We start from the raw sequence: 25,881 nt of genomic DNA, 5'->3' as shown, positions 1-25,881 counted from the left end.
CGACCGTCCGGGAGCCGTGCGGAGAACCGTCCCGGCCGTCCCGCGCGTCCCCTTCTTCACCGGGTACATCAACAGTGTCTATTCTCAGGTGAGTTACGCCGATGACCAGGCGAGAAGATCCGGGGGAGTCACGCCATCATGAGCAGTGCGAACGGGGACGGACACGACGAGCGGGACGATTACCTCGACGGGGGCATCAAACCGCTCGCGGTGAGCGACCCCGCGCGGATCGGTCCGTATCTGCTGCTCGGGCGGCTCGGTGCCGGTGGCATGGGGCGGGTGTTCCTCGCACGGTCGGACAGCGGGCGGACCGTCGCGGTGAAGGTCGTGCACGAAGAGCACGTGTCCGACGAGCAGTTCAGGGCGCGGTTCCGGCGGGAGATCGACGCGGCGCGGCGGGTCGGGGAGCAGTACACGGCGCCGGTGCTCGACGCGGATCCGGACGACAATCCGCCGTGGGTCGCCACCGGGTACGTTCCCGGGCTCTCGCTCGAACAAGTCGTACGGCGGCACGGGCCGTTGCCGGCCGCGTCCCTGCACGCCCTCACCTTCGGGCTGCTGAAGGCACTCAAGGACATTCACGAAGCCGGGATCGTGCACCGCGACCTGAAGCCGTCCAACGTGATGCTCACCGTGGACGGCGCGAAGGTGATCGACTTCGGAATCGCCCGGGCGCTCGAAACGTCCGTCGACTCCTTGCTGACCAGTACGGGGATGGTCGTCGGCTCTCCCGGGTTCATGTCGCCGGAGCAGGTGCGCGGGCAGCGCGCCGGGGTGAAGAGCGATGTGTTCACCCTCGGGTGTGTGCTGATGTATGCGGCCACGGGGAAGCTGCCGTTCGGTCAGGGGGCCAGCAACCAGCACGCCGTGATGTTCCAGATAGTCGAGGGCGAGCCCGATCTGACGGGCGTCGAGGACGCCTCGCTGCGGGCGTTCATCGCCCTGTGTCTGATCAAGGACCCCGCCCAACGGCCCAGCGTCGACGAGCTGCTGGACGCTCCCGAGCGGACGCGTCCCCTCATCACGCTCGGCACGTGGTTGCCTGCCGCGGTGGTCGCGCATCTCGCGCAGCAGTCGGCACGGCTGCTCGACGCCGAGGCGGCGCCGCTTCGGGAGGAGCCGGTGGACCGGGCGACCGTCGGGCTGCGGCCGCAGAGCGGGACCCCCGACGTCATGCCGGCCCCAGGGGGCGCCACAACGGGGGAGCGCGAACGGCGGCCCCGTCGGCGGAGCACGCTCATCGTGCTGCCCATCGTCGCCGTTATCACCGTCGGTGGCGGCACGGCCGCGCTGCTCCATACCTACGACAGCGGCCGCGGGGCCGGAGCGGAGGCCAAGCCGCCGTCCGGCAGCGTGAGTGCTGCTCCTGCGGGCAGTAACGCACCCGGCACAGGAGGCGGTTCGCCCGCCACAGCACAGGGCGTCACGGGTGGGCAGAACGCCCAGGGGGGCGCTGGGAGTTCGGCGCCGCCGGGGGGTGGCGGCAACAGCAGTCCAACCGCCGGCGGCAGCGGGTCCGGAGGTGGGTCCGGCCCTTCGGGCCCGGGCGGCGGAGGTCCGTCCAGTACCGTCGGCTCGCCCCCCAGGCCGCCCGCGACCTCGCCGGCCACCAAGCCCGCCACCACGCCCGCCGGTTCCCGGCCGCCCGCCATGACGGGCTACAACGTCGCGTACAACAATTCCTGCGTCGGCGCGTGCAACATGCCGCTCACGGTGTCCTGGTCGGCGATCTCCCGAGCGACCCGGTACGACATCCACTACACCAACAAGGGCAGCAACTTCACCACGAAGAACGTCGACAGCGTCTTGTCCACCAGCGGCACCAAGTATGTGATCAACGGCCCGTTCTCCGGTGACGAGATCTGCGTCGCGGTACGCGCGGCCAACCAGTACGGCGCCTCCGCCTGGGCGCAGACCTGGTGCGGCACGGTGCCCTACTAAAGCGTGCGGGTCTGCTTGTCGAAGACGGTAGGTCGGCCGCCTCGTGGGCCGGTACTGGGGCTCCCGCATGCGGGCGCGCGATAGATTGCCGCCATGACTGAGCCCGGACACGTCGCTTGGCCACCTGCCCCGATCGAGACCGAGCGCCTCGTGCTCCGTGCGTCCGAGGCGCGGGACCGTGCGGCGTGCATCGAGCTGTCCGCCTCGCCGGAGGTCGGCACGTATGTCGGCGGCGCTCGGCCGCGTGATGAGCTCGAGCGCACCGTGCCCGAAGTGCCCGGGCGGCGCCCCGGCTTCTTCGTGGTCGAGCTCGGCGGGGCGATGATCGGCTACATCCAGCTGCTCGATCGGCGTGACGCGGAGCGTCCGGGTCACGTCCGTCCGGAGGGCGGCGAGGCCGAGCTGGGCTACATGTTCCTGCCCGAGGCGTGGGGGTATGGGTATGCCGCCGAGGCATGCGCAGCGGCACTCGGCTGGTTCGCCGACGCGCTTCCCGGCGAGCCGGTGGTGCTCACCACCCAGACCGCCAACGCGCGCTCGATGCGCCTCGCGGCGAAGCTGGGGTTCACCGCGGTGGAACGGTTCGAGGAATGGGGTGCCGAGCAGTTGTTCGGCGTGTGGTCACCGGTCACACCGTCCGGTTGAGTCCGGGCGCGACAGCGCGGATCCACGTGGCCACCTGGGTGTCGACCGGCGCCAACAGCCGTGCTTCGTCGCGCAGACTGCCGTAGCCACTACGGAAGAGCGGACAGAACCTCGCAGAGCGCGCGCTACCGCCTAAGGAGAGGCCATGTAGTTCAGAACAGGCCCACCTCGGCCACGGGGGTCTCGTGATGTCCCATTCCGTATCCGTACACCTGCACGGCGCCGTGCTCCACCTCTGTCCACGTCAAGCCCTCGGCCTGCGTGGGCATCTGGCCGGCCGCCCGCATCCTCAGCATGCGTGCCTTGGCCTCTTCGGCGAGCCCCATCGGATCGTCCGAGTCGTGATCGCTGTCGGTCCAGCCTCGGGCCAACTGGCCCTCGGTCCAGTACAGCAAGATCCGCGTCTCGTAGTGCTTCATGGCGTACCTCCACCTCAACGGTGCTCCATCGACTACTGCTGCGCACGTCCAGGAAGCTTCCGGGTTTGTCTCAGGGTCCCGCAGGCAGGGCCCTGAGGTGATTCAGCTGACGGTGGCCTTTGCGGCATTCGGGGGCGACGGGGTGCTGGTCGGTCTCCTTTCCGATCCCGGCGAGCTCGTCGGTGGACATGTTGAGCTCTGCCGTCAGGCGGCCTCCGGAGTCTTCCAGCGGTAGACCCCTCCGCGCCAGGCATCGACGGTCACAGCGCCTCCTCCTCGTCCTGCTGATCCGTCAGAGAATCTCCTCCTGCCATGCAGAGCCGGCGGCTATGTACGCGGTTTACGCGAGCGGGCCATGGCCGCGACAATCCGGCGCGGCAGATGCCGGACTGCCTGGTCGTACAACTTGAAGTGCCAACCGGCGATGCTGACGGGCGCGCCCCGCCGCAGGTCCTTCATCGCTTCTTCCACTACTTGGTCCACCTCGAGCCAGAGCCAGTCGGCGACCGGAATGCCCGCCGCGCCCGGGGTCCGGGTGAACCCGGGAACGACTGCGAGGACGCGTATGCCTTGGTCCTTGAAGTCGAAGCGGAGGGATTCACTGAAACGGATCAACCAGGCTTTGGCCGCTCCGTAAGTGCCGGTGGGCAGGAGACCAGCAACGGATGCGATGTTGAGGATCACGCCGTGGCGGCGTTCGGCCATCCCGGGGATCGCAGCCTGGGTGAGCCGAAGCGGGACTCGGATCAGGAGGTCGATCATCCGCTCTTCGTCCGCGAGCGGGCTGCGCGGGTACGGTGCCGGGAGTGCGTGGCCGGCGTTGTTCACCAGGATGTCGATGGTGCTGTTCCGCAGTCGGTCCTCGACCCGGGCGCAACCTTCCACGGTGGTCAGGTCGGCCTCGATGGTGTCGACGCACACGCCGTAGCGGGTGTGGAGGTCGGCGGCGACGGCGTCCAGGCGCTCCTTGCCGCGGGCGACCAGTACGAGGTCGTGCCCGTCAGCGGCAAATCGCCGGGCGAATCCCGCCCCGATGCCGTAGGTGCCGCCGGTGATCAGAACTGTGGTCATGTCGTGCGCTTTCTGCGTCGGTGGTCGCCGGCCGTGTGGCCCCAGGTGATTGCGCTGGCTTGCTGGGCGGCCGGTTGCCTGGTCGGATCGGCTGTCTTCAGCCAGGTTGGAAGAATGCGAGCATTTTCTGGCCGGCGTCCGGCGACTCCAGGACTTCCTGGATGTGCGCGGACTGCCGGCCGGCGGCGCTGGTGCGTTCGAGCGGGGCGTCGTCGGGCGTGTGCTCCTGCAGCAGCAGGGTGCCGTCCGGCTCGAGAAGTTGCAGGTCCTGGCCTTCACGACGGGCAATCGCGTGGAACCGGTCGAGCAGGCCGGCCTCGCGCAACGCCCGCTGCCCGGTCCCGGAGTGCAGATCAAGCATGCCACCCTGACCGCGCGCGCCACGCGACGATTCCCGTTCGTACACCACGGCGTCGATGCCGTTCATGTGCAGCACACGAGCAAGGGCCAGGCCGCCCAAGCCGGCGCCAACGCTGCTGATGGTCATGGGGGCCTCCGAATCACCGCACCCCGGGCTGTCCTTGCTCGTCCCGACGACAGGTTCTCGCCCGCTGATCGGCCGGCTCACCGGCGGAGCCGGGGTGCGAGGACCGCGCGTACGACCTTGGCCACGTTGCCCGCGGCGGATCCGTCCTCTTCGGGTTCCGGTTCCAGCACACGTTGGACCTGCAGCAGCAGTTGGTTGGCCGACCGCCAGAGCGGGACGAACATGCCGGCCACCGGCCCGACGCCCTGGATCGGGCCGTTGGCCAGCTCGGTGACCTTCTTGGCGAGCGTGACGGTTGTCGGGTCCCGCAGGATCACGTGCACCTCATCGTCGACCAGCCGGATCTCCATCGTGCGCGCGGCGGCTTCCTCCGGGTTCGCGTCCGTGGTCGTCTCCGGATCCAGTGCGTCGATCTTGGCGGCGACCGCCTTCGGGTCGACTCCGAGTTCGCGCAGCACCTTGGCCGCCATGCTGTTCTCCGCGCGCAGCATCGCCTCCAACAGGTGATGGCTGCCGACCGGTGCGCCACCGGCCAGCGCGCCGGCGGCGGACAGGGTGTCCTCGGTGGCAGATGTGCCGGCAGGCCAGGGGCCGGCCGTGACGTCCTGCGATCCCTCCGACGACGCCAGCACGGCGGCACGGATCTTGCTGATCGGATTGATCCGCTCGGCAAGGATTTTCGCGCCGACGCCCTCACCTTCGCTGACCAGGGCAAGGAGGATGTGTTCCGTCCCGATGTTGGTGTGGTGCAGCTGCTGCGCCTCGCGGAGGGCGAGTTCGAGTGTCTTCTTCGCTTGCGGAGCGAAGGGGATATGGCCGCTCAGCTCCTGCGTGCCGGGCTTGACCACCGCGGCGATATCGGCCTGCGCCGTCTGCTTGTTGTATCCGAGCCGGTGCAGGACTTTCGCCGCCGTGCTGTCGGGCGCGTCGAGCAGCCCCAACAGGATGTGCTCCGTGCCGATGTGGTTGTGCCTGAGCAGCCTCGCCTCCTCCTGAGCCGTGACGACCACCTTGCGGGCTTCCGGAGTGAACCTTTCAAATGGCATGGTTCCATGGTCTCAACCCTGTCAATACACTGCTATTGACAGGGTAACTGTGTTGAAGGGAGGGTGTGATGGAGTCACCGTCGGACTGGGAGGACCGGCTCGCGCGCTGGCAGAACGAGCTCGAGCTGTTCGAGCATCTGGATGAGACACCCTGGGTCACGCTGGGCAAGGCGGAGGCTGAGACCGGCGTTTCCCGCTCGGCCCTGCGGTCCTGGTACCGCAACGGCGAGATCCAGTCCCGGTTGGCGGACGGCCCGAACGGGCCACAGCGCCTGGTCCAGTTGGACGCGGTGATCGAGCGCGCCGCCGCGTCACCGCGCATTCAGCGCAGGGCGGAACGGGAGGTCAGCCTGGAAGCACAGGTCGCCCTGCTACGACACCGGGTTGACCAACTTGAGCTGCGGCTGGCCGCGCTGGAGCGGAAGTGACCGACGCGAGCAGTACCGTGCCATCGGCGCGGAGCGGTCGACCCAGGTCAAGGGCGCAGACCCTGTTCCCTTCGCTGGGTGCCGCCGCGTAGCCGACAACCGGTGCGGCCGGGGCCCGTCACATCGGGAGGGAGAACAGCCGCACTGGCTCCGGAGGCCAGTACGCGTTGTCGCGCAGGGCGATCACCATGGTCCGCAGTGGCATGGTCACCAAGCGGGTGTCGGGTTGTTCGACAAGGACGTCCCTGTCGAGCGGGTGCCATCCCAGGCGCTGGTACAGCGGCATGAGAGGGGGCCGGCAGAACAGGAGAGCGTGCTGTGGACCCATCGTGCGTGCGTGGTCGAGTGCCGCTGCGAGCACGAGCCGGGCGAGCCCCTGGCCTTGCATGTGGGGTGCTACGGCCACCCCGCCGACGCCCACCACCTCTGTCTTCGTGTCGCCGATCGCAACCGGCAGCCGTAGCAAGCCGGCGTGTGCCACCAGCCGGTCGCGGTGTCTGATGCCGAAGTGTTCTTCCTTGGGCAGCCAGGTCAAACCGGTCGCGGCAACACCGAAGGGATCATCGCCGGCGCCGAGGATCTCGTCCTGCTCGGTCCTCGTGTACCGAGGGAGCCGCACTACAGCCGGTTCTCCAGAGAATTGGTTCTCAGACATCCCCACATGATGATCTCTCCTCCGGGGACTGGCCAAGCGATTGCTCAGCCGATCATCGAGAAGGGGCCATGGATTCCCGGTAGCACAGGCGATCCGCGGCGGGTCAGGCAGGCAAGGGTCGCGCGTCCGCATCCGTGTCGCTGTCCGGAGGTACCGGATTGTCGGCAGCCAGGGAGCGGATGCGGGGTATCGGCGAGGGCAGCAGCCACAACAGCGACAGCGCTCCGCCGACGGCACCGATGAGGAGGGTCGCCCGGAGGCCGATGAGCGTAGCGAGGAGGCCACCGAGGACGGCGCCCACAGGACGCAACCCGTAATTGATCGTGCTGTACGCGCCGGCCACGCGACTGCGCATGCCATCGGGGATCACGGTCGCCTGAAGCGAGTTGAGGTTGACGTCGAAGAGCATGACGCCGACGCCGGAGAGGAACTCGGTCAGGGCCAAGGCTCCGGCGCGGGACCAGAGGGGGCCGCCCGCGGCAGCGGCGATGGCGATCGGCGCCGGGAACAACACAGCGCCCACGACGATGCTGCGCCCCACGCCGAGCCTTCGCGCGACCTTCGGGGCGATCACCGCGCCCAGGAGCGAGCCGGTGGCGCCGATCCCGAACGCCATGCCGATGACTCCCGCGGTCAGTCCGAGGTTCCGGTTGGCGAACAGCACGATCAGTCCGCTGCCCGCGACAAAGGTGAAGAAGTTGACGGTCGCCGCGCACCCGAGGCTTGCCCGGAGTACTGGGTGACGGACAACGAATACCAGCCCCTCCCTGGCACGCCGTAGCAGCGGGGGTGTCGCTCGGTCAGGGGCGGCCGCCGGTTCGTCGGTGGAACCCCGACCGACCAGAATCGCGGACGCCAGGAACGTCAGGGCGTCGACGACGACGGCGACGGGAGCGGTGAGCGCCTGGACCAGAGCGCCACCGATCGCCGGGCCGGCGACGTATGACGCGGAACGGCTCGCACTGAGCTTGCTGTTCGCGTCGAGGTAGGACGAGCGGGGCACCAGGTGGGCGAAGAACGGCGGATAGGCGGTGTTGAACAGCACCCCTGCTGCGCCGGTCAGTAGCGCCACGGCGTGCGATCAGCGTTGGCCGCCGCCTGCTGACGTCCCGGCCGGTTGTCCACAACAAGCAGCGGAGCACTGTCAGTGGCGGGTGGCAGCATCGGGCGCATGACGGACACCACGGCATTCGACTGGCGGGCCTTCCTGCTCAGGTGGAGCGGGGAGTGGGCGGATTCCCTGCCCGACGGCGAGACGCAGGACGAAGGCGACGAAAGCGCGCGGCAAGCGCGCTGGCTGGGGTTCCCGGCCGCGTCCGAGGAGCGGATCGCAGCCATGGAGGAGTGCCTTGGCCGGCGGATGCCCCCGTCGTACCGGGAGTTCCTCAAGGTCAGCGACGGGTTGCGGCATGCGGGCGGGTCCGTGTCGTTGCTGGCGGGCACCGAGGCCGCGCGCTGGCACAACGATGAGTCGGGACTCGCGGTCCTGTTCGAGGAGTATCTGGACGAGGACGCCGGCCCCGAGGAACGGCAGGAGGCGGACATCTGGCGGCGCGGACTGCAGCTCGATGTCGAGTCCGACATCGCCTACGTCCTCATGGATCCCGAGGACGTGGACGAGAACGGTGAGTGGGCCGTGTACACGTGGGCGAGCTGGCGGGCCGAGCCGCCCGCGCGGCACGCGAACTTCCTCGAGTTCCTGCGGGACATGTACCGGGAGTTCCACAGCCTGCTGGTGCACCGCCGGGACGGGGAGCCGCTGTTCGCCAGCGACACGACGCGCACGTTGGACGCCTTGGTGGAGGAGGCCCGGCTGGAGGCGCTGCGCGGTGGCTGGGAAGCGGCCGTGAAGATGCTGGACGAGGCCAAGGCGTACAGCAGACCGCGGGCCGCCGGGCTCGGCGACCAGATACGCCGCCTGCTCGGAGAGAGGTACATGGTGGACTACGACGGCCTGGTGACGGACCCGCAGTACGCTCCCGAGCTGCTGCCCCCGCTGGTCGCCGAGCACGCGGCGCACTCGTACCGGGCCGACTCGACACTGACGTTCCCTCTGCGGGGCGCCGACGACGACCTGGTGTCCTCGGCCTACGCGACGCTGAACCAGGTGAGGAACCACACCTACCGGTACACGGCGGCCGGACCGTTCGGGGAAGCGGTCGAGCGGGCGTGGGAGCTGGCACGGTGGGGAGACACCGACGAGGCTTGGCGGACACTGATGAACGCTCTGCCCCTGTGGGAACCGCTGGGACCGTATCATCTGGCGCCGCTGGGGTGGGTGGCCGACCCCGTGCTCGGGCCGCTACTGACTCCGGAGCGGGGCCGGGAGCTGCTGTCCACGCCTCGGGGCGGGCAGGCGGGCCAGGCACCGACGCCGACGGCCGCACTCGACCCCACCGACCTGGCGTGGCTCGCGGAACCGGACCCGGGCAACAACCGTACGTCCTACCGGTTCGTCCTGGTGGAGGGCGTGGAGCCGGAGGAGTTGCCCGGATGCCTCACGGACGGGGACGGCATGGAGCTGAACGAACCCATGACCCTCGGGGAGGCGCGCCAAAGGTCATTGCACGGCCGGACTGAGTTCTCGTCCTACGACGACAGGGCTCTGATGGCGGTCGGTCGGGCCGGCACCGATTGGAGCTTCGCCTTCGACGGCGATCCTGCCCCGTTCGACCAGCGACGGTTCGTCTCCCCGGCCGCGGCCGCCGGCGCGGGCACCCGTGCGGTGGTGGTGTGGAGCGGCCTGAGGCCCTGGCATGGTGACCCGTTCTTCCACCTTTCGGTGGCGCGAGACGGTGCGGAGGAGTACGCATTCACGTACGCGGACGGAGAGATCCAACAGAGCGGGGAAATACCGAGGGCACTGGATCCGAGCCGGTTCTTCGGCACCCTGGAGGACGGGGCCGAGGTGGAACGGTCGCTACTGGAAGCGGTGGCCGGTGAGTTCCGTGCGTCTCTGCCACGTCATGCCATCGTGAATGGACGGCTGCACACCTTGACCACCCGTTCATGGACGCGGCCGCCGGGGGAGGGCGAGCGGTACGCGGTGATCCGCATAGGCCGCGCAGCCGAGGGCCTGGCGGACGGTCGGCGGGCGGGAGAGGACGCGCCGGGGAGCAGGTAGAGAACCCGCTGATTCCGATCCCAGCGAAGTGCCGGCCTGGTTCCACAGACCGGTCTGGGCGTGGACCGGTGCTGGCCCCGGACGTGCCGCTCCACTGCCTGACTCTGCTGGGGGATGCCCGTGGAGCGGATGGGCAGGGTAGAGCCACGCGGTACCGTGCGGGTGCCCCGTCGCCCGGCTGCCCGGAGGTTCGCGTGGAGAAGGATCATGGATCGGGCCCGCGTCGGCCGGCCGACGCGCTGGGGATGACGCCGAAGGAGATGCGACGGCTCGGTCATCTCGTCGTGGACCTGGTCGTCGACCACTGCGAGTCCCGGGCGGACGGGCCGGCGATCCAGCAGGGCACGCCGGAGGAACTGCGGGCGGTGTTGGGCGGTCCGGTGCCTGAGGTGCCGGGCGACGCCGACCGGGCGATCAGGACCCTCGTGGACACGGCGCTCGCCAACATGCAGCACGGTGACCATCCGCGGTACTTCGCCCGGGTGCCCGGGCCCTCGTCCTTCGCGGCCGTGCTCGGGGAGTGGCTGGGCACCGGCCACAACGCGATCGCGACGTCCTGGGGCGGCGGGTCGGGCCCCACGACCGTGGAACTGGTCGTCGTCGACTGGCTCCGGGAGCTGCTGGGCATGCCCGAGGGTACCGACGGCATCCTCGTCAGCGGCGGATCGCTCGCCAACCTCACCGCCTTCGCGACGGCCCGGGCGGAACTCGGCGACGGAGTCGCCTATCTCACCGACCAGACCCACTCCTCCATCGCGCGGGACCTGCGGGCCCTCGGGTTCCCGCCCGACCACGTACGGGTTCTGCGCAGCGACGAGCAGCTGCGGATGCCGGTCGGGGAACTGGCGGCGGCGGTGGCCGCCGACCGTGCCGCCGGCCGCCGGCCCCTGATGGTGGTCGCGACCGCCGGCACGACCAACACCGGGACCGTCGACCCGCTGCCGGAGATCGCCGACCTCTGCCGGGCCGAGGGCCTGTGGTTCCACATCGACGGCGCCTACGGTGCTCCCGCCGCCCTGAGTGCCACCGGCGCAGCCGCCCTGGCGGGCATGGAACGCGCCGACTCCCTCGTCATCGACCCCCACAAGTGGCTGTTCCAGCCGTACGACGTGGGCTGCGTTCTCGTCAGGCGCCCGGGGGCGCTGGAGCGAGCGTTCACCATCAACGCCGAATACCTCAACACCTCCGCGGCCGGCGGCGAGGTCAACCTCCGTGACCGGTCGCTGGAACTCAGCCGCCGCTCCCGTGCCCTCAAGCTGTGGCTGACCTTCAGGGTGTACGGCGCGGCGGGCATCAGGGCAGCGATCTCGCAGGGCATCGCGCTCGCCGAGTTCACCGAGAGCCGGCTGCGCGCCGACCCGCGGTGGGAGGTCGTCACCCCGGCCCAGCTGGGAGTGGTCACCTTCGCACTCACCCACGGCGGGGACGGCGCGCACGCCACGCGCGCGGCCTCCCTCGCCGCGAGCGGCTACGCGGCCGTCACCTCCACCACGGTGCACGGCCGCAGCGTCCTGCGCCTGTGCACCATCAACCCGACCACGACCGAGGACGACATCATCCAAACCCTCGACCGCCTGGCCACCCCCTGAAATCCGCCTTGCGGGCCGCATCCACTTCCCGGTGCGTGCCGCGCAGGATGTGTTGCCTCATGGCGGGCGGGCCAGGCCGGCATGCTCGTCAGCCCCCGGCAGTCCTTGTGTTCGACGTCGGACAGCATCCGGAGCTCCAGCCGGCGCGCGGGCGGTTGCCCGGGGCTCGACGCACCGATACGGGCCTGTGATCCGGGCCGTGGTCTGGTCGAACGTCAATTGGTGGGCGGGGTCCAGTCGGTGGGAAGGCCGGACTGGGCCAGGACCGTGGTGAGGCTGTAGTGGTCCTCATCGGAGGTGATCCGGCAGTGGTTCCGGTCGAGGTCGAGGAGCGTGGTCATCGGCACGGCGAAAGGCTTGGGCGCGCCCTTGAGGTGGCCGGAGTAGACGGCCTTGACGGTGATGCGGTTGCCGTCGCGGTGGGCCGTGCGCACGGTGACGTGGACGTTGTCGATGAGACTGTCGGCGCGGGCCTTCCACCCGGCGATCTCCTGGGGGCCGTGGAAAGTGATGCCCACGCCCAGGTCGGCGTAGGTGCCGCCGGTGGTGAACAGGGCGCCGAGCGCCTGCGGGTCGGTGCCGTTCCATGCGCGGGCCCAGTCCGCGACGATCCTCGGCTGCCGGTGTTCGGAGTTTGCGGCGTGGGCGGTGGTGGCGGTGGTTGCGCACAGGGCCGCGGCGGCGATCAGCACGGTGATGGCACGGGACGGGCGGGAGGTCGAGATCATGGTGATGCTCCTTGGGGTGTGGGTACGGGCGCGACCGGTGGTGGCCCGCGGTGGGCCGCCGACGGTCGGCATCCCGGGGGAGGGGTGTGTCTGGGAGGTGGGAGGGTGCTGGCGGTGATGGGCGCAGAGCTACGGCGGCCGGGACGAGCGGTGGAGCCGCTCCCTGCCGAGTGGATCGGTGGGCTGCTCCCTGTTCGTCTGCGCGCTTGCAACGCTCATGCACACAGACTCGTGTCAGGCGGTGTCCACTTTCCAGGCCCGACCGGAGCGAGGAGTGTCCATCGCTGTCCGCACTCGTCCACCCGGTAGCCGCCACTACAGGAACATCACCGACCGGGCCTCGCCGCGCGTCGAAGGCGTTTATCCCTTACCGAGTGGCATCGCCGGGATGACAGGATATGCCTTTTCCCGCAGTCGGCAGAAGAGGCGAACATGACCAGGACCGAGGCGATCCGAAGGCTGCGGATGCTCGCCAAGGAGCGCGCGTTCGGCTGCCAGATGGGACGTCAGGTGGGATCCGACCGGCTCATCCAGACCGGGCTCGATGCTCTCCTTGCCAACGTCGACTCTCCCTCGATTCCACTCCTCGCCGGCCTGGGAAAGAAAGAGGAGCCCGAAGCACCCGAGCTGTTCGACCGCGTGGTGGATGAACTCGGACTCACTTACCGGCTGCCTGTCGATCTGGACGACGCCCGGTGGGCACTCGCCCGCTGGTGGGCCCTGCTCATCGCCGACGGGGATGTCGATCCGGCCACCGGTGCCGACATGATTTGGGTCGAAGCAGCGATGGAACTCGGTTACCCCGAAGTGCTGCAGCCCATCGTCGAATGGGCCATCATCTTGGGCGACTGGAACGAGGAATGGGACATCACCATCGACGAGATCAGGAGCAACATTCTCACAGCCGCACACGATCTCCTGACGCGCCTTCCGCAGTCACCGCCCGAGCCCTGATCGCGGTTCAGCACGTCATGGGCCGGGCTCGGGGCTGATCGACTCCCAGTCCGCCCGCACCGCCGACACCGTCCCCGCCGCCGATACGCTCGGCCCGCTGCTCGCCGTGCACGCGGTCGCCGCGAACGTTCAGGACCGCGACGGTGACGTCACCCCCCTGTTCTGCTTGGATGCCGCTATGAGCACAGGGACACACGCGGAGTCGGGTCTGACGAAGAGCATCTGGAGCGACGCTGACTTCGATGAGATGGGATGGCACGATGTCACCATCCACGCCCTGTGCGTGCAGCCAGGACCTTCCGAGAACTCGCTGCCACGTCTGCTGCTCGACATCGATTACATCGTCCGGTGGGTGCATCCGGTCCCGCCGGAGACACACTTCAGCTTCTGGATCGCACCCTCCACGCTCGTGTTCGAGGACATCTGGGATATGGAAGGTGATCTCGATTTCAAGGGGATGGGCATGAGTCTGGACATTGACCACCTCCGCAGATCGGTCTCGGACGGCAGCCTTGCCCACCCGCATTGGCATATCGAAGGTGACGGCTTCGACCTCAAGTTCCATGCCACCGGATACCACCAGTACCTTCGTCAGGCGCCGCGGCATTCGCCCCGGCTGGTGCTCTCGCACGAGGCCCGCGAGGGGCTCTCCTTGGCGGAGACGGCATTCTCCTGAGGAGACCTGCAACCCTGTTCAGCCACCCGGGCAGATCTCGAACGCGGACTCAGAGACACTGAACGTCACATGCTCGACGTCCTTGAGGTCGGAGGACAGGCCAGGGGCGACAGGCGGTAAGGGGTCGTCGCCGACCGCCTCGAGCAAATCCGGTGGCTCCGGTGGCTCCCGGACGACAAGACTGCGCGGGTGAGTACCCTGCCGCCGTTGCCTGGCCCACTCCCCGTACCAGTACCGGACCCGCGCGCCCGCGACGTCGTTCTCGACTATGCGGACATGCACGCCCTGGTCGCCGATCTGGTCCTGCCCGGCGATGCGTCGATGTACGTCATGAGCGTGATGGAAACCTCCCGGGAGCTCATCCGGCACTCCTACTACCGGTATGAGTTCGCCACCGTCGCCGTCACGCATTCCCTGTTCGCTCTGGAGCATGTCCTTGCCGAGCGGCTGGCCGTCAATCGCCCGCTTCAGGATCTGATCGAGCGGGCCACCGACGCAGGGCTCAACCCGGCCGAACTCGCCGCGGAACTCGACCGCAGCCGGCTTCTGCGCGACAAGCTCACGCAGGGTGCCGCGACAAGTGCCGCCCTCGGTCCAGCCGGCGCCATGGACATGGTGCGTGCCGTCTTCGACGCTGTTTCCCTGCTCCTTCGCCCACCATCTGCGGCAGAGGCGAAAGCCGCTGACCTGAACGGAACGCAGCCTGAAGACCGTCTTGCCCGGCTGTGGGAGGAACACCGGCACGCAGTGTTCCCCGCCGGCTTCCGGGGCGCGGACATTGGGGGAGTGGAGCTGATCCTCCTGGATGCCGACGTCGCCGGCCTCGTCCAGGGAGAGCTGAACGGAGGACTCGACGACAATGGCGTTGCCGACCTTTGGAGGTGCATGGACGACCTCGTCAAGATCGTGCCCGTGATCAACGAGAAGTACTGCGCCTCCTACTTCGGGCGGCTTCGAACACTGGCCAACCTCGCGGCAACGCGACACATCCTCGCCGCAACCTAACCGCCGGGGTTGAAGCACGGCTCTCCGCGGCCCGGGTCCGCCACCTCCTCCAGCCCTCGGTTGAGTAGGAAACCAAGTGGGGAGCGCGAGCGCCTCTGGGGAGGTTCGTCCTTACCCGGCCGTGATGGTGATGGTGATGTCGACGGCATGTGCGCGCCTCCGAGGTTCGTCGACAGCTACACGGGTCGCTCTGACGCCAGGATCTCCGATCAGGGATGTCATGAACCGGCTCTGGTCATGACGTCCTCCGCTGGCCTCCAGCGCCTGCATTAGATCCACGACCTCGGCAGCGGGCGATGAACGCCGTGTCCGATTTCCGCCAGCTCCGGCGTTCCGTCCCACGGATAGTAGGAGGTGAGAACAGCTACGAAGGGACCACGATCATGACGCTCTACAGCATTGCCGGAAGTCCGCTCGGTGACCTTCTCCTGGTGGGCGAGGCGTCCGCCACGGCAAGGAGCGGCGTTGCGCTCGCGTCGCTGTCGATGCCGGGGCAGAAGGGGGCGGGGGTGGTTCAGGAGGACTGGCGGCGCGACGACGAGGTTTTCGCCGACGTGGCACGTCAGCTCCGCGCCTACTTCGACGGGAGCGCGAGGACCTTCGCTTTGAAGTTCGCGCCCACGGGCACGGAGTTCCAGCAGCGTGTCTGGCGGGCTTTGGACGACATCCCGTACGGCACGACGACCACCTACGGGCACCTTGCGGATCAACTCGGTGTCGAGCGCGCGGAGGTCCGCGCCGTGGGTGCGGCGATCGGGGCCAACCCACTGCTCCTGGTGCGCCCCTGCCACCGGGTCATCGGGGCGGACGGCTCGCTGCGCGGTTACGCGGGCGGTGTCGAGCGCAAGCAGGACCTCCTGATCCACGAAGGGGCCCTGCAGCCCGTTCTCATCTGACGCGCGTCCAGCCGACCGCGCCGCCACCGCCGTAGGACCCCGAGCCGCGCAGACCGCGGTCCAGTCGGCCGGCCGCCGGCCGGATCGCGGATCGATCCGGCCTCACCCACTCCGGAGAACCGTATGCCTACCGCTTTCACCGTCACCGAGGCTCGCCGCAGGGTGGCCGCCGCCGACTGGACCGCCGTGGCCGCCGAGCTCGACGCCCAGGGTTGTGCCGTGACCCCGCCGCTGCTCACCCCTGACGAGTGCCGTGCCCTGACCGCGCTGTACGACGACGCCGACCGCTTCCGTTCCACCGTCGACATGGCCCGTCACCGCTTCGGCTCGGGTCAGTACCGCTACTTCACCCATGATCTTCCGGAGCCGGTACGGCAGTTGCGGCGAGCGCTGTACCCGCGGCTGCTCACCGTCGCCCGTGACTGGGCGCAGCGGCTGGGGCGGCCGGCTCCGTGGCCCGACGACCTGGAGGAGTGGATCGAGATGTGTCACGCGGCCGGCCAGGACAGGTCCGCGCAGATCCTGCTCCGTTACGGGCCGGACGACTGGAACGCCCTGCACCGCGATGTCTTCGGCGACATGCTCTTCCCGCTCCAGGTGGTCGTCGGTCTCGACGCCTACGGGACGGATTACACCGGTGGGGAGTTCCTGTTGGTCGAACAGCGGCCCCGGGCGCAGTCGCGCGGCATCACCACCGTCCTGCCGCAGGGGCACGGCCTGATCTTCACCACCCGGGACCGGCCCATCCGTTCCACCCGGGGGTGGTCGGCCGGCGGTATGCGGCACGGCGTCAGCACCGTACGGTCCGGCCGCCGCCACGCCCTGGGCCTGGTCTTCCACGATGCCGCCTGACATGCACCAGCCCGCCTCGGAGTTGCCTGACCCGGACCCGGAACCGGCGGTGGGCGCCGGTGTCGCCCGCTACACCCTCGTCGGCCCGTGCGGACGGACGTTCCGCGATACGGTGCCGGGCACCCTCGGCGGACACCGGCGCGGCCGGTTGTACGGGCGGCTCGACTGCCGGTCGGCTCTGCGGGTCATTGCCCAGGGCGGTTACGTACGTGACCGGGTCTTCTTCCGCGACGAGGCTACGGCGGTGGCCGCGGGCTACCGTCCGTGCGCCGTCTGCCTGCCGAGGGAGTACCGGCGCTGGAAATCCCAGCAGGAGAGCCCAGCGTGCCGAGCACGATGGGATAAGGAGGGCACGACATGACCGGACGGCAGTCGCGGGATCTCTCCCGCTCCCCGCTGATGCCGGCGGCGCAGGCCGCCCAGTACGCCGGGATGCCACCGCCCGCTCCGCACGCCGAGGCTGAACTCCGTTCGCTGCTGGCTCTGCTGACGGCGCCTGCCGTCGGCGCCTCGACCGTCGCGGTCGGGCACAGCCGCGACGCGGCTTCACGGGCGGCGGCCGAAGCCTTCACCGCCGCGTGGCAGGCCGGCGGGGGAACGGTCGTCGCGGTCGTGGACTGGCCGGAGCAGGCGGCCTCCTGGTTGCGGTCGGCCGTACGGCTGACGGCGCCGAGTCCGGACGCGTGGGTCATCGCCGCCGCCCCGCTCGGCTGGGCCCAACTGAGGAGCAGGCTCAGGCTCGGCACGGACTGGGATCCGCACCGCACCTTCCTCTTCGCCTCCCTGGAGCCGGACGTGGAACCGGACGTGGACCTGGACCTGCACCCGGAAGTGCGTCGAACCCGCTGATCTTCGACGTCCGGCCCGCCGCGCGCGGTGTCGGTCAGGGGAGCAGACGAAGCTTCCGGACCAGTCCGTCGATCTTGTTGCGAGGGCCGACGAGGCTGATGGCGCAGTAGGTCAGGTCCTCGGTCTTGATGCCGGTGAGCTGGTCGAGGTATTCGTTGTAGACGCGTGAGGTCTGCGCGAGTTCCGGCATGTCGATGATCAGCAACTCGTCTCCCTTGGCGACGGCTTCGGCCCGCAAGGCGTGGAGGGTGTCGGCGTCGGTGGCCAGGACGGTGCAGCCTGCCCAGGGCAGACCCGGCTGTGGGAGGCCGGAGGCGTCTTCGCCGTCGCGCCAGGCGCGGGGCGCGAGTTGGAAGCCCGCCTGCCGTTCCCCGCCGTGGTCGCACGGGACGTCTGCCGGGGATGCGGCAGGGAGACGGCGGCCTTACGGCTGCCGAACGAGGAGCGCCGTCAAGGCCGGAATCGACAACCCGCGAGCGGATTCTCCGTACCGCGCTCGCAGGGATCACCACGCAGGACGCCGATACCCTGCCCGAAGACGGACATTTGGAGCGGAATCCTGGAATCGACAGCCCAGATCAGCTCAGCCCAGCCCTGGCTGAGCTGATCGTCCACTTCCATGATCGCCTCACCCGACCAGCGGAACGGATACCCACCCTTGAGCCTCCGGCACATCGACCTGAAGCAGCGCGGCTTTCTGATCGTCAATTCCCACCCGGCCGGCTCCGCCGAGACGGTCACCCGAATGTGGGAGCAGATCCCGGCGCGCGGCAACACCGGCAGCCCGGTGGTGCTGCTCCTGGGCCACAGCGCGGGCTACGGTCTGGCCACCTTGCTCACCGGGCTGCGGCAGCACGGCATCCGGGGCGTTGGAGTCGCCTACGAAGGAGCCGAGACGGAGCGGCGTACCGCCACCGCGGGCTGGTACCGCACCGCGGCCGCGGCCCGCCTCGCCGACGAGGCGGGCAGCGACTTCGTCTTCGTCAACGCGGACGCTTTCTCCCAGGAGGGCAAGGATCAGGTACTGGACCTGGTGGCGAAGCGGTTCGGGAAGGTCGACTACCTGATCTACAGCCTCGCCGCGCCCCGCCGCACCGACCCGGTCACGGGCACCGTCCACCACTCGGTCATCAAACCGCTCGGAGAGCCCTACCAGGCCCCCGCGTTGGACTTCTCCGAGCACACCCCCCAGGTCACCAGCATCCGTCTGGAGCCCGCCACTGACGACGAGAAGCAGGCCACCGAGCAGGTCATGGGCGGGGCCGACTGGCAGCTGTGGGTGGAAGCCCTCGCCGACCGCTCCCTGCTCGCCGACGACTTCACCACTGCCGCGCTCACCTACATCGGCTCCGAACTGACCGCCCCGATCTACCGTCAGGGCACCATCGGCGCCGCGAAGGAGCACCTGGAGCGCACCGCCGGGCAACTGAACGACACCGTCCTTGCGGGCACGCAGCACGCGGTCACCGTCGTTGCGGGCGCCGCCGTCACCCAGGCCTCCAGCGCCATCCCCTCCATCGCCCTGTACACCTCCTTCCTCCGCGCCGTTCTCGGCGACGGCTTCCGTACCACCGCCCAGCAGGCAGAAGACCTCTGGGACCAGCTCACCGGCACCACCCCACTGACCGCGGACTACCAGGGCCGCATCCGCCTCGACGGCTGGGAGCTCGATCCGCAGGTGCAGGACCGTATCCGGGAACTGTGGGCCGACCCGCAAGCCGGGATCCACCGCTCAACGGCCGGCGCCGACTGGTTCATGAGCCAACTGCGCGAGCTGTACGGATGGGGTCTCGAAGGCATCGACTACGACCAGCCCGTCGAGACCGCCGTCGCTTGGCCGGCGCCGTAGAGCCGGCAGAGTGATCACGAGATACCGCCTGCCGTGCAGCCACCCGTGTGCTTACCGTGGTCCACGGGCGGCACGCGCGAGGTGAAGGAACGGCCATGTGGGGGACACCGTCGCGGAACGCCGCCCAGTGCACGGCGGCGGCAAGGGCCTGGCCGCGGGCCGCGACGGTTGACCGGTTCTGCCGGGTGGGAATGCCGGGCGGCCGCCCGCGCCATACGCTCGGCACATGTCCGATTTCAGCTCCGAAGGCGCACCGGCCGAGGACCTTCCCGCACCGGCCGAGGGCCTGCTGCTCACGCACTTCCTCACGGTCGGCGACGTCCCTCGCTCGCGGGCGTTCTACGCCGGCGTACTGGGGGGAAGGGTGGTGCTGGATGAGAACCCCTGCATCATCAAGGTCGCCAACAGCTGGATCATCATGAACCCCGGCGGCGGACCCACCGAGGACAAACCCGACGTAGTCCTGCGTACACCGCAGGACCCCCACACGGTCTCCAGCTTCCTGAACGTACGAGTGGCGGACATCCACGGGTTCTACGCGACGGCTCGCGCCAAGGGAGCCGAGTTCCTCACCCCGCCCATCGACCGGCGCGCCGAGCTGCGCTGCTACATGCGCGACCCGGACGGCTACCTCATCGAGGTCGGGCAGGCAACGGGTCTGCTGAAGGGCATCCTGGCACGCATCGACACCGGCGCCTGACCCCTGCACGGCGCCTCACGAGAGAGGTACCCCTCATGGCAGACCAGCAGATCCCAGGCCTCGATCCGACCGCAATGCCCAGCGGAACCGGGTGCGTGGAGTGCTTGGCGGTGGACGGGTGGTGGTTCCACCTGCGGCGCTGCGCCGCCTGCGGGCACATCGGATGCTGCGACTCCTCGCCCGGGCAGCACGGCACGAAACACGCGCGTGAGGCCGGACACCCTCTGCTGACCAGCTTCGAACCGGGGGAGGACTGGTTCTGGAACATCGAGACCGATCAGTACTACGAAGGGCCGGAGCTGGCCCCGCCCACCGCGCACCCGGCTTCGCAGTCCACTCCGGGCCCCCAGGACAAGGTCCCGGCGGACTGGGAGCAGCATCTCCACTGATCACGTAGACGGCGAGTGCGCCGGCTGGACCCGCGACTGCCCGAACGGCCGGTCCTCAGCCCGCGGTCGTGGTCTTGGTCTTGGTCTTGATGAGCGGCGCGTCCCGCGAGAGCTCCCGGAACCCGAGGCCGTAGTACAGCCCGCGCGCCCGGGGATGTCCCGGCGCCCCCAGGCAGACGACCGTCGCATGAGTGGCCCCGGCCGCCCGCGCCAGATGCATCCCGTGCAGCATCATCGCCCTTGCCAGCCCGAGCCGCCGGTAGTCCGGATGTGTTCCGACCGGCTCGAACTCGACGGTCTTGTTCGCCGTGTCGAGCCACATGATCGTCGAAGACACCATGGTTCCGTCCGGCGCCTCCACCAGAACGTGAAGGTCACCGCGATAGGCCGCCGTCTGCCGGACATCCTCGTAGCTTCTGGCCGAGTACGCCGAGGGAGCCCAGGCGTCCACATGGGCCCGGACCGCGGCCTCCGGTCCCGCCTCGTCGGCGGTGCGGAACCGGAATCCGGCCGGGAGCACCGGCCGCTCCACACCGGTGAGGTCCCGCTCATTGAGCTGGGTCCAGTCGCCGGTGTCACCGAGCGCCTCCACGTCGGTCTCATAGCCGTGCGCCGCCCATCGCTTCAGGGCGAACTCCTCGGCGGCCGTCGGCAACACCGTACGTTCGAGGCCGGCCGCCACACCGTCGTACCACTCGATCACTTCGTCGACCAGTTCGATGTGGTCAGGATGGACCTGATAACTCAGAAAGGCGCCGGTGACATCCGTGACCGACCCGTCATTGCGCCTCACCTGGTGCGGAAGGAAGGCCCAGCCCCACGCCACCAGTTCGGTACCGGAGAACCACAGCCGACGCGGCCAGTTCGCCCCGTAGGGGGCGCACCCCTTGCCCCAGACCCAGGCCAGCTCCCCGTACGAAGCGTCGGCACTGATCAGGTCCGGGCGGATGGCGGTGACGCGCTGTGCCAGACCCTGCATGAGTGGAATGTCCGCGGCGGTCAAGAGCTCGACGTCCGTCATGGTGCGCCACTGTGCCAGGACTCCGCGAAACCGTCGAACCGTTTTCCGGGGCTGTGATCTGCGTACACGTGCTCGACCGATGCTTATGTCAGTCCGCCGATCAGTGGACCGAGGGTCAGAAGCATGGGATGCGTTGACGAAGCGGCCATGGGTTCTTCTCTTCCGAGGTGGCGGGTGACGGAAGGAAATTGGCTGAAGCGCTGAACGGCGATGTTCGGCTCAACCAAGATGAACGCATCTGAACCAACGGGACGACGCCGTCCTGGAGGGGGACCGCGACGTGGGAGAGCAGGAAGGCCCGGCAGATGCCCTGGCCGAGTTGAAGGAACAGCTGCGGAACTTGCGACGGGCAAAGCGACCTCCGTTGTCGAAGAGCACCGGGTTACCGCGCGCAGCGGAGTTGTCGCGCACCACCGTCTACGAGGCGCTGAACGGGCCGAAGTTGCCCACGGAGGACACTGTGGCGGCGCTCGCGGTAGCGCTCGGGACCGCTGTGGAGCCGTTGTTGAAGCTACGGAAGCAGGCCGAGACAGCGCAGAGTTCTTCGCCGGCCGTGGAGGCAGACGCCCCAGGTGGCAGGCTGAGAACGGACGCGCAGGTCGAGGGCCCGGACCCCCAGAGTGGGGAACGGCGTCGCGGGCAACTGGACGCGTATCTCAGGTCGGTTGAGCCGACCCTCGACGCCCAGCCCTATGCCGGCGTCATCGATGACGGCTTACCGGCCCTCAGTGCGGTGTATCTGCGCCAGCAGATCCGCTGCCTGGACGAGGAATCGGACGGGAACAACGCTGACCGCCCGCCACTGGTGTCCAGTGCTGCGGCCGTGCCGGCGGACGAGATCCTCGCCGGCGCACGGACCTGTGTCGTCATGGCAGGACCCGGCGCGGGCAAGTCCAGCCTGCTGCGGACCTGGCTTGCCGAGGGCGTCGAACGCTGTCTGCGGGGGGAGGGTCCTGCTGGATCTGTGCCGGTGCTCGTCCCGGCACAGGCGCTGATCACCAGGGAGAAAGCCCTGCGCGGCGGCAGTCTGCCGGACGCCCTGACCTGGGCGGTGTCCTGCGAGTACGGGCGGGAGCTTCGCGGACTCTTCGCCTCGCCGCCCGAGGACGGTGTTCCCTGGCTGGTGCTGGTCGACGGCCTCGACGAGATCCCCCGTGCCGAAACCCGCCAAAAGCTGCTGCGCCACCTCGCCGTTCACGCCCAGGGGCCCGACGCGGATGTCTACCGGTTCATCGTGGCCACACGTCCGCTGCCACCGGGTGAACTGGAGCGGCTCGGGCCCCAGGCCTTGCGGTACGACCTGCTGCCGTTCCGCCGCGAGGAGCTGCCGCAGGTGGCCCACCGCTGGTTCACGGCCCTGCCCGAGCGAGTTGCCGATCCCGCCGAGCTCGCACAGCGCTTCATCACCGAACTCTCCGCCAGGGAGCAGTTGACCGAGCTGGCCCGTACCCCGCTCATCGCCGGACTGCTGTGCCAGCTCTACGCCCACAACCGCATCATGCCCGACACCCGGGGCCGGATCTACGACGAGTACGCACGCCTTCTTGTCCTGCAGCAGGAGCGACGAGCGCAGGACGCCTCCGGCTCCCCGGACGTTGGAAAACTCGCCCTCGACATCGCAGGACACATCGCGGCCCGTCGTCTGGCCCCCAAGGACGATCAGGACGTGGACGAAGAGGGCACGAACGAAGAGGACACGAACGAAGAGGACACAGACGCATCCCTGATCGAATTGCTGTCCTCCTGGCCCGGTCCATGGCCGGAAGGAATGACGCGCAAGGAGACGGTGCTCCGCAGCGGCATGCTCACCCAGCGCGCCGGAGAGCTCGAGTTCCTCCAGCAGACCTTCCTCGAATATTGCGCTGCCCGCCACGCCACCCGGACGCCGGAGGCGTGTGCGGTGACGACCGCCCGCCTCTTGGACGACCGGTGGGCTCGGCACTGGCCCTGGAAGCCGGTGCCGGACGTCACCTTCTTCGGCTACGGGCAACGCTTTTGGACTCCTCCGCGCAAGCAAGAGGCGTCGTACACCGGCTTCCTGCTGGACAGGCTCTTGGACGAGGCGAGAGGCCCGGCCCTGACCTCCCAGGTGGAGCAGAAGCTGATGCGGCTCTCCGGTAAGCGCAACCTGGACGGCTGCCGCTTCCTGGCCGAACTGAAACATCTGGGAACAGGCCTGCCCAAGGCCGTCACCCGGGCCACGATGACGTCACTCACCTTCCTCGCCCGCATCACGGACGACGACAGACGCTGTGCGGATCTCAGGGCGAATCCTGACCGCATGCACCCGGAAACGGACCCTGGTTTGGCGGAGGCCTATCTCTCCAAGGCCCAGAGGAATCACCGGGTTATCGCCGCCGAGGCACTTGCATGGCTCGGTGCCGAGCACGCGGCGGACATCCTGGCCGAGCTGGCCGAGGTTCCCTACCTGGCCACCGGCACCTGGAGAGTGCAGGCCGCGGTGAGGCTGGCGGGCGCCGGAGACCGACGCGGTCTGCTCCTGCTGCACCGCCTGGCCACCGACGCCCGGGTCCGTGACGACGCGCGAGTGGAGGCCGCCGGCTTCCTGGTCGAGCACGGAGACGAGCAAGGCGTGGAGTTGCTCCACAACCTCGCCTGCGACAAAAAGCTCCTGGCGCCGGATCGTGCCCTGGCGGTCTCCGTGCTGGCCGGGATCGGCCACGAACGGAGTGCGGACATGCTCGGCAGTCTGGCCGAAAGCGCGAGCACGTCGCCCAGCGTCCGGGTGCGCTCGGCCATGATGCTCGCCATGGTCGACGACGAACGCGGCCCCGACCTGCTCGCGTGCCTGGCCAGGGACATCGACCTGCCCAGCAGGACACGCCTGTGGTCGGCCCTGTGCCTGGCACGCCACGAACCATCACGCGCCGTGGAAACGCTGGCTTTTCTCGCTCACGACAGAACTCTCAAGAGCGCCTGGCGCCTGGCGGCGGTCCGGGAACTGGCCGGCCACGACGCCGAACGTGCCGCCGCTGTCGTCGCCGACCTGGCCGATGACCCCACGGTCAGACGCCGCCACCGCCGAAAGAGCGCCCGGCTGTTGCGCTGAGCCAGCCGCGCCGAGTCACCACGGGTCCAGCGCATGACGGCGCCTGCCGACGGGGGATGCGACCGAGGAGCCGCGTGGAATGCGGGGAGCCATCCCGGAGCCGGGTGACGGGTTGTCCGACGAGCGGATCAGGGGCGGCAGCAAGACCGTGGTGGTGGAGGTCCTGCGTCATACCTCAGATTCGAGCACACCGTCGCCGTCAACCGCGCCTCCACCGGCGGCGATTTCCGCGGGGTGCCGAGCGCCGCCCCGACCGGCCGGTACCGCCGATGGCCGGTACCGCCGCGATCGGGGCGGTTGTGCATCTGCCGGCCACCGCTCATCGAGGAGGGCCGGGGGCTGTCCTCGATGAGCGGTGGCCAGGCCGACGCCCCCTACGTCTGCTGCTGGCCTGGCGGCGGGGGTGGTCGGCGGCTAGCGCAGGTGCCGGGTGAAGAACTGGGCTGCGGCGTCCCCCGCGAACTGGGGGACTCCGGTGTGCCCGCCCATATTGGCGTGCAGCGTCTTCTCCTTGGAACCGAAGGCGTCGAACAGGTCCAGGGTCGCCTGCCGGTCGTTACCTTCGTCGTCCCACTGCAGCAGAACGTGCAGCGGAATGGTGACCTGTCGGGCCTCCTCGAGAATGGCGCGAGGCACGAAACTCCCCGCGAACAGAACGGCGGCCGAGATGCGCGGCTCGACCACCGCCAGCCGGACTCCGATGGAGATCACTCCCCCCGAATACCCGACCGGGCCGCCGATCTCCGGCAGCGACAGGAGGGCGTCCAGGGCGGCCTGCCATTCCGGGACCGCCTGGTCGACCAGCGGGAGGACGAGGGCGTCGATGATCTCGTCGCTGACCGGCTCGCCGGCCTCCATGGCCCGGCGCAGGTCGGCGCGGGCCTGCTCGGCGGCGGGCCAACGGGGCCGGTCGCCGCTTCCGGGGAGCTCGATGGTGGCCGTGGCGAAGCCGTCCGCCGCGGCCTGCTGGGCCCGCGCCACCAGTCGGGGGTACATCCTGCGCAGTCCGAGTGTGGGGTGGCCGAGCAGGATCAGCGGCGCCGGTGCGGATGTGGATGCGGGCGTCCAGAGGATGCCGGGGATCTCGCCGAGAGTGAATTCGCGCTCGAGGACACCGTCGTCGAGACGCTGTTCAGAAGTGAAGTGCATGGTCGTGCCTTTCGGGAGGGCTCAGAAAACGGCGCTCCCGGACGACCTATCGCCCGACTGTGACCCCGGAGGGGAGCACCCATGTCGATATTGCGTTCACGGGTACCACCTCCTCGTTCTCTCGCACGGCCTCCGGAAAAGTAGCAGTGGTCGCTGTGGTCCGCCAACAGGTTTTTTTGCGGAGGTTCCGTGGCCGGATGCCGCCTCACCGCATGGGACACGGTCTCAGTGGTCCGCGCTCGAAGGCCGTTCTGGGCCCGGGTACAGTGAGCGGATTTTCTGGACGGCTGTCCATGTATCATGGACACCTGTCCATGAAGCTTGCAGTAGACGGGAAT

At 69.1% G+C, this 25,881-nt stretch carries 24 protein-coding genes and 2 pseudogenes; 16 read left to right on the top strand and 10 right to left on the bottom strand.

Annotated features, from left to right (window positions below; all coding sequences use genetic code 11):
- Positions 1-138 precede the first annotated feature (138 nt).
- Both C8250_RS01615 and C8250_RS01610 read left to right on the top strand, forming a co-directional pair.
- Positions 139-1,941, top strand: coding sequence for a serine/threonine-protein kinase (locus C8250_RS01615; RefSeq protein ID WP_138351746.1), 1,803 nt, complete (start codon positions 139-141; stop codon positions 1,939-1,941).
- A 93-nt stretch (positions 1,942-2,034) separates the two neighbouring features.
- Positions 2,035-2,586: a GNAT family N-acetyltransferase gene (locus C8250_RS01610; RefSeq protein ID WP_138351745.1), complete on the top strand. Its 552-nt coding sequence runs from the start codon at positions 2,035-2,037 to the stop codon at positions 2,584-2,586.
- Positions 2,587-2,738: 152 nt separating this feature from the next.
- On the opposite strand, the gene C8250_RS01605 is transcribed toward C8250_RS01610, so the two are convergent.
- From C8250_RS01605 to C8250_RS01590, 4 genes and pseudogenes are all read right to left on the bottom strand, one after another.
- Positions 2,739-3,005, bottom strand: a complete 267-nt coding sequence (locus C8250_RS01605) for a hypothetical protein (protein ID WP_138351744.1) — start codon at positions 3,003-3,005, stop codon at positions 2,739-2,741.
- A 327-nt stretch (positions 3,006-3,332) separates the two neighbouring features.
- A complete protein-coding gene (locus C8250_RS01600; protein WP_138351743.1) occupies positions 3,333-4,076 on the bottom strand; it encodes an SDR family NAD(P)-dependent oxidoreductase in 744 nt (247 codons plus the stop codon).
- Positions 4,077-4,269: 193 nt separating this feature from the next.
- Positions 4,270-4,563: pseudogene (locus tag C8250_RS01595) on the bottom strand (FAD-dependent monooxygenase); the annotation flags it as partial.
- Between the two features lie 77 nt (positions 4,564-4,640).
- Positions 4,641-5,609, bottom strand: coding sequence for a Clp protease N-terminal domain-containing protein (locus C8250_RS01590; protein WP_138351742.1), 969 nt, complete (start codon positions 5,607-5,609; stop codon positions 4,641-4,643).
- A 68-nt stretch (positions 5,610-5,677) separates the two neighbouring features.
- Here C8250_RS01590 and C8250_RS01585 point away from each other — a divergent pair, with 68 nt between their 5' ends.
- A complete protein-coding gene (locus C8250_RS01585; RefSeq protein ID WP_138351741.1) occupies positions 5,678-6,037 on the top strand; it encodes an excisionase in 360 nt (119 codons plus the stop codon).
- 118 nt (positions 6,038-6,155) lie between these two features.
- Here the strand turns inward: C8250_RS01585 and C8250_RS01580 are convergent, their stop codons facing one another.
- On the bottom strand, positions 6,156-6,692 hold the full coding sequence (locus tag C8250_RS01580) for a GNAT family N-acetyltransferase (protein WP_138351740.1): 537 nt from the start codon (positions 6,690-6,692) through the stop codon (positions 6,156-6,158).
- 103 nt (positions 6,693-6,795) lie between these two features.
- The gene (locus C8250_RS01575) at positions 6,796-7,764 is read right to left on the bottom strand and encodes an MFS transporter (protein WP_244808939.1); all 969 of its coding nucleotides are present in this window, start codon (positions 7,762-7,764) and stop codon (positions 6,796-6,798) included.
- 99 nt (positions 7,765-7,863) lie between these two features.
- On the opposite strand from C8250_RS01575, the gene C8250_RS01570 reads away from it, so the two are divergent.
- Together C8250_RS01570 and C8250_RS01565 are read left to right on the top strand one after the other, a co-directional pair.
- Positions 7,864-9,816, top strand: a complete 1,953-nt coding sequence (locus C8250_RS01570) for an SMI1/KNR4 family protein (protein ID WP_138351739.1) — start codon at positions 7,864-7,866, stop codon at positions 9,814-9,816.
- Between the two features lie 194 nt (positions 9,817-10,010).
- Positions 10,011-11,405 (top strand): aminotransferase class I/II-fold pyridoxal phosphate-dependent enzyme, encoded by a 1,395-nt coding sequence (locus tag C8250_RS01565; protein ID WP_198358003.1) that lies wholly within the window; start codon positions 10,011-10,013, stop codon positions 11,403-11,405.
- Between the two features lie 215 nt (positions 11,406-11,620).
- On the opposite strand, the gene C8250_RS01560 is transcribed toward C8250_RS01565, so the two are convergent.
- Entirely contained in the window at positions 11,621-12,133 is a 513-nt protein-coding gene (locus C8250_RS01560; protein WP_138351738.1) for a nuclear transport factor 2 family protein, read from the bottom strand.
- A 432-nt stretch (positions 12,134-12,565) separates the two neighbouring features.
- Between C8250_RS01560 and C8250_RS01555 the strand changes: the two genes are divergently transcribed.
- The 7 genes from C8250_RS01555 to C8250_RS01525 all read left to right on the top strand — a co-directional run bounded on the left by C8250_RS01555 (position 12,566) and on the right by C8250_RS01525 (position 17,365).
- The gene (locus C8250_RS01555) at positions 12,566-13,087 is read left to right on the top strand and encodes a hypothetical protein (protein WP_138351737.1); all 522 of its coding nucleotides are present in this window, start codon (positions 12,566-12,568) and stop codon (positions 13,085-13,087) included.
- Between the two features lie 106 nt (positions 13,088-13,193).
- Complete coding sequence (locus C8250_RS01550; RefSeq protein ID WP_244808938.1) at positions 13,194-13,763, top strand: hypothetical protein; 570 nt, start codon at positions 13,194-13,196, stop codon at positions 13,761-13,763.
- A 276-nt stretch (positions 13,764-14,039) separates the two neighbouring features.
- Positions 14,040-14,768 carry a hypothetical protein gene (locus tag C8250_RS01545; RefSeq protein WP_232485483.1) on the top strand — a complete coding sequence of 243 codons (729 nt, stop codon included), beginning with the start codon at positions 14,040-14,042 and terminating at the stop codon, positions 14,766-14,768.
- A gap of 383 nt (positions 14,769-15,151) precedes the next feature.
- Entirely contained in the window at positions 15,152-15,664 is a 513-nt protein-coding gene (locus C8250_RS01540; protein WP_138351735.1) for a methylated-DNA--[protein]-cysteine S-methyltransferase, read from the top strand.
- A gap of 123 nt (positions 15,665-15,787) precedes the next feature.
- Positions 15,788-16,516 carry a 2OG-Fe(II) oxygenase gene (locus C8250_RS01535; protein WP_138351734.1) on the top strand — a complete coding sequence of 243 codons (729 nt, stop codon included), beginning with the start codon at positions 15,788-15,790 and terminating at the stop codon, positions 16,514-16,516.
- 1 nt (position 16,517) lies between these two features.
- Positions 16,518-16,877, top strand: a complete 360-nt coding sequence (locus tag C8250_RS01530) for an Ada metal-binding domain-containing protein (RefSeq protein ID WP_138351733.1) — start codon at positions 16,518-16,520, stop codon at positions 16,875-16,877.
- Positions 16,874-17,365: a hypothetical protein gene (locus C8250_RS01525; RefSeq protein ID WP_187144688.1), complete on the top strand. Its 492-nt coding sequence runs from the start codon at positions 16,874-16,876 to the stop codon at positions 17,363-17,365. The genes C8250_RS01530 and C8250_RS01525 overlap by 4 nt, the downstream gene beginning before the upstream one ends.
- A 34-nt stretch (positions 17,366-17,399) precedes the next feature.
- On the opposite strand, the pseudogene C8250_RS01520 reads toward C8250_RS01525, so the two are convergent.
- A pseudogene (locus C8250_RS01520) lies at positions 17,400-17,684 on the bottom strand (DUF2000 domain-containing protein); the annotation flags it as partial.
- 339 nt (positions 17,685-18,023) lie between these two features.
- Here C8250_RS01520 and C8250_RS01515 point away from each other — a divergent pair.
- The 3 genes from C8250_RS01515 (at position 18,024) to C8250_RS01505 (ending at position 20,303) form a co-directional block, all read left to right on the top strand.
- Positions 18,024-19,214 carry an enoyl-[acyl-carrier-protein] reductase FabV gene (locus C8250_RS01515; protein WP_138351731.1) on the top strand — a complete coding sequence of 397 codons (1,191 nt, stop codon included), beginning with the start codon at positions 18,024-18,026 and terminating at the stop codon, positions 19,212-19,214.
- Positions 19,215-19,440: 226 nt separating this feature from the next.
- Complete coding sequence (locus C8250_RS01510; RefSeq protein ID WP_138351730.1) at positions 19,441-19,914, top strand: VOC family protein; 474 nt, start codon at positions 19,441-19,443, stop codon at positions 19,912-19,914.
- A 35-nt stretch (positions 19,915-19,949) separates the two neighbouring features.
- A complete protein-coding gene (locus C8250_RS01505; protein WP_138351729.1) occupies positions 19,950-20,303 on the top strand; it encodes a UBP-type zinc finger domain-containing protein in 354 nt (117 codons plus the stop codon).
- 55 nt (positions 20,304-20,358) lie between these two features.
- Here the strand turns inward: C8250_RS01505 and C8250_RS01500 are convergent, their stop codons facing one another.
- The gene (locus C8250_RS01500; protein ID WP_138351728.1) at positions 20,359-21,324 is read right to left on the bottom strand and encodes a GNAT family N-acetyltransferase; all 966 of its coding nucleotides are present in this window, start codon (positions 21,322-21,324) and stop codon (positions 20,359-20,361) included.
- 364 nt (positions 21,325-21,688) lie between these two features.
- Here C8250_RS01500 and C8250_RS01495 point away from each other — a divergent pair, with 364 nt between their 5' ends.
- Entirely contained in the window at positions 21,689-24,394 is a 2,706-nt protein-coding gene (locus C8250_RS01495; RefSeq protein ID WP_187144687.1) for a hypothetical protein, read from the top strand.
- Between the two features lie 414 nt (positions 24,395-24,808).
- On the opposite strand, the gene C8250_RS01490 is transcribed toward C8250_RS01495, so the two are convergent.
- On the bottom strand, positions 24,809-25,543 hold the full coding sequence (locus tag C8250_RS01490; protein WP_138351726.1) for an alpha/beta hydrolase: 735 nt from the start codon (positions 25,541-25,543) through the stop codon (positions 24,809-24,811).
- Positions 25,544-25,881: the final 338 nt, after the last annotated feature.

It is taken from the genome of Streptomyces sp. So13.3 (assembly GCF_005860785.2).
Lineage (GTDB): Bacteria > Actinomycetota > Actinomycetes > Streptomycetales > Streptomycetaceae > Actinacidiphila > Actinacidiphila fildesensis.
Note: the sequence above shows the minus strand (reverse complement) of the source record. Positions and strands in the feature narration are given on the sequence as shown.

Coding starts and splice junctions, on each gene's coding strand:
- C8250_RS01615 (WP_138351746.1), top strand. CDS start 139: ATGAGCAGTGCGAACGGGGACGGACACGACGAGCGGGACGATTACCTC.
- C8250_RS01610 (WP_138351745.1), top strand. CDS start 2,035: ATGACTGAGCCCGGACACGTCGCTTGGCCACCTGCCCCGATCGAGACC.
- C8250_RS01605 (WP_138351744.1), bottom strand. CDS start 3,005: ATGAAGCACTACGAGACGCGGATCTTGCTGTACTGGACCGAGGGCCAG.
- C8250_RS01600 (WP_138351743.1), bottom strand. CDS start 4,076: ATGACCACAGTTCTGATCACCGGCGGCACCTACGGCATCGGGGCGGGA.
- C8250_RS01590 (WP_138351742.1), bottom strand. CDS start 5,609: ATGCCATTTGAAAGGTTCACTCCGGAAGCCCGCAAGGTGGTCGTCACG.
- C8250_RS01585 (WP_138351741.1), top strand. CDS start 5,678: ATGGAGTCACCGTCGGACTGGGAGGACCGGCTCGCGCGCTGGCAGAAC.
- C8250_RS01580 (WP_138351740.1), bottom strand. CDS start 6,692: ATGTCTGAGAACCAATTCTCTGGAGAACCGGCTGTAGTGCGGCTCCCT.
- C8250_RS01570 (WP_138351739.1), top strand. CDS start 7,864: ATGACGGACACCACGGCATTCGACTGGCGGGCCTTCCTGCTCAGGTGG.
- C8250_RS01560 (WP_138351738.1), bottom strand. CDS start 12,133: ATGATCTCGACCTCCCGCCCGTCCCGTGCCATCACCGTGCTGATCGCC.
- C8250_RS01555 (WP_138351737.1), top strand. CDS start 12,566: ATGACCAGGACCGAGGCGATCCGAAGGCTGCGGATGCTCGCCAAGGAG.
- C8250_RS01545 (WP_232485483.1), top strand. CDS start 14,040: ATGCACGCCCTGGTCGCCGATCTGGTCCTGCCCGGCGATGCGTCGATG.
- C8250_RS01540 (WP_138351735.1), top strand. CDS start 15,152: ATGACGCTCTACAGCATTGCCGGAAGTCCGCTCGGTGACCTTCTCCTG.
- C8250_RS01535 (WP_138351734.1), top strand. CDS start 15,788: ATGCCTACCGCTTTCACCGTCACCGAGGCTCGCCGCAGGGTGGCCGCC.
- C8250_RS01530 (WP_138351733.1), top strand. CDS start 16,518: ATGCACCAGCCCGCCTCGGAGTTGCCTGACCCGGACCCGGAACCGGCG.
- C8250_RS01525 (WP_187144688.1), top strand. CDS start 16,874: ATGACCGGACGGCAGTCGCGGGATCTCTCCCGCTCCCCGCTGATGCCG.
- C8250_RS01510 (WP_138351730.1), top strand. CDS start 19,441: ATGTCCGATTTCAGCTCCGAAGGCGCACCGGCCGAGGACCTTCCCGCA.
- C8250_RS01505 (WP_138351729.1), top strand. CDS start 19,950: ATGGCAGACCAGCAGATCCCAGGCCTCGATCCGACCGCAATGCCCAGC.
- C8250_RS01500 (WP_138351728.1), bottom strand. CDS start 21,324: ATGACGGACGTCGAGCTCTTGACCGCCGCGGACATTCCACTCATGCAG.
- C8250_RS01490 (WP_138351726.1), bottom strand. CDS start 25,543: ATGCACTTCACTTCTGAACAGCGTCTCGACGACGGTGTCCTCGAGCGC.